This window comes from Synechococcus sp. H60.3 (assembly GCF_047462295.1).
Classification (GTDB): Bacteria; Cyanobacteriota; Cyanobacteriia; order Thermostichales; family Thermostichaceae; genus Thermostichus.
In genome coordinates this window covers 1-2,122 of sequence record NZ_JANSIY010000196.1, presented here as the reverse complement: position 1 = coordinate 2,122, position 2,122 = coordinate 1, and the positions used below count along the sequence as shown (strand labels likewise).

The 2,122-nt window shown below is 62.5% G+C and carries 1 protein-coding gene and 1 pseudogene; one reads left to right on the top strand and one right to left on the bottom strand.

Annotated elements, in window-relative coordinates:
• Window positions 1–215 precede the first annotated feature (215 nt).
• Window positions 216–1,694 (top strand): hypothetical protein, encoded by a 1,479-nt coding sequence (locus NW841_RS12715; protein WP_414386748.1) that lies wholly within the window; start codon window positions 216–218, stop codon window positions 1,692–1,694.
• On the opposite strand, the pseudogene NW841_RS12710 reads toward NW841_RS12715, so the two are convergent.
• Window positions 1,691–2,122: pseudogene (locus tag NW841_RS12710) on the bottom strand (CRISPR-associated protein); the annotation flags it as partial. The gene NW841_RS12715 and the pseudogene NW841_RS12710 sit on opposite strands and share 4 nt — an antisense overlap.

The window sequence follows — 2,122 nt, the reverse complement described above, 5'->3', positions numbered from 1 at the left end:
GAAGCGATATATCCAGAATCAGTCAGGAGGCGCTATCCCTCCCCACCCGGGTGGGGAATCCCGCGCCTTACGTTGAACCCTGAGCAAGGAAGAGGGCTGGCGAAGCTCCCTCGCAGTAGGGCAAGGGCTAGGAGCCAGTGGGATCCCAGTAGTCTCCTGGCGCCCAAAGGCAAACTGTACAATAGCGGCAAAGTTCTTGCCCCCTGAGCGTCTCAGTGAACGGCGGCCAGCTTCCCTACGACATTCTCATCCTCTCCAACGGTCCCGGCGAGCTGCTTACCTGGGTGCGGCCAGTCGTCCTAGAATTGCGCCAGCAACTGCCCCAGGCCCGTCTTTCTCTGGTGCTCTCTCCTTGTCCGCACGCCTCTGGACAAGAGATGAAGATAGCGGAGGAATTTATCCGGGTCGATCGGGTGCAGGATCCGGATTTTTTTCTGGCTTTTCTGCTCACGGGTCAGACCGAAGAAGCCTGGGATTGGGCCAAGCGGGGGGTGGTGCTGTTTCTAGGAGGGGATCAGTTTTTTGCCGTCTGGATTGCCCGTCGTCTGCGCTACCGTCTGGTGGTGTATGCGGAGCATCAGCCCCGCTGGCGACCCTGGGTAGACGCTTTTGCTGTACGGACGGAGGAGATCAAACGCCGCTACAACGGGGGACGCTTCCTGGGCCACCGCTGGGCCCCCAAAATGCACGTGGTCGGGGATCTGATGGCCGATGGCGTGGCCAGTGCCGTCTACTTGCCGGGGATACCTCTTCCCGGCTGGCTTAGCAGCCGATCCCTTCCCACACAGGCTTCTGGCGCTGCTCCCAAACCGACGGCAGGCTTTTCCACCCTCCTCCAGCCCCTCCCCGATCCCATCGAGGAGCCGGAATCGGTGCGAACGGCACCGGAAAGGGTGGAATCCCGCTCTGCCGACGAAGCTTTGCTGCCGCACAGCTGGCAACGTCTCAGCGATGGCAACCGCACCCACTACCAGGTGGGGCTGCTCCCCGGCTCCAAGCCGGCCAAACTCTCCCTGGGGGTGCCGCTGGTGCTGGCGGTGGCGGATGAGTTGCGCCAGTTGCTGCCCAACGTCCGCTTCGTCATCCCAGTGGCTCCCGGCCAGACGCCGCGATCGCTGGCGGCCTATGCCCATCCCAAGCTCAACCCCGATATGGCCGTGATTTACGGCACCTCGGCCACTCTGGAGCAAACCAATTTGGGATCCCACTTCGTCACCCCCTTTGGCACCACGGTACACCTGTGGACCAGCTTCCCCGCCTATTCGGTGCTGGCCAATTGCGACCTGTGTCTAACTACCGTCGGCGCCAACACTGCCGAGCTGGCTTACTTGGGGGTGCCAATGGTGGTGGCGATCCCCACCAACAAGCTGGAGGCGATGCGTGCCTGGGGTGGGATCCCTGGCCTGTTGGCTCGCCTGCCCGGTCTGGGCACCTGGCTGGCCCGCCTTATCAACAGAATTGCCCTGCGGTGGCTGGGTTACCTGGCTTGGCCAAACATCTGGGCAGGACGTGAGGCGGTGCCGGAGCTGCGAGGACACTTGCGCCCGGCCCAGGTAGCCGAACAGATGCGGGCCCTGTTGACTGATCCCGAGCGGCGTCAACAGATGCAGGCGGAATTGCGGCGTCTGGGGGGCAAGCCGGGTGCGGCTCAGGCCATCGTACAACTCGTGGCCCAGCAGTTGAGCAAAAGCTAGAGGAGGCGACCAATGCGCTCCCGCAGCTCGGCAGCGGCCTGCTCTAGGTGTTCGGGAGTATAGCCGGTGGTCTCTACCCTAACGGCAAGGTGGGTGTCCTGGCTTTCGTGGAGATGGATCCACAAAATGTGGCGGCCATCTGCGGTTTTGCGGTTGGCGGCCTTGACGCCGTTTTTGGGGGCAGCGTAGGCGCTTGGGTCGTAGCGAACCAGATCTACCCAGGGCAGGTCGCGCAGGAGTTTTTCCACCTTGACCCAACTGCGAGGACGGTGATGGCTGCTATCGCTGCGCAATTGGATGACCTGGGAGCGATCCCGGCCGGAATCCGGCAAGCTCGCCCGCGGGATCCGCGGCTGAACTTGCGGCTGCAAGTAAGGCAAATACACCAGAGATTTGTATTGCTCGTGGATGTAGCAAACCGGGATCCC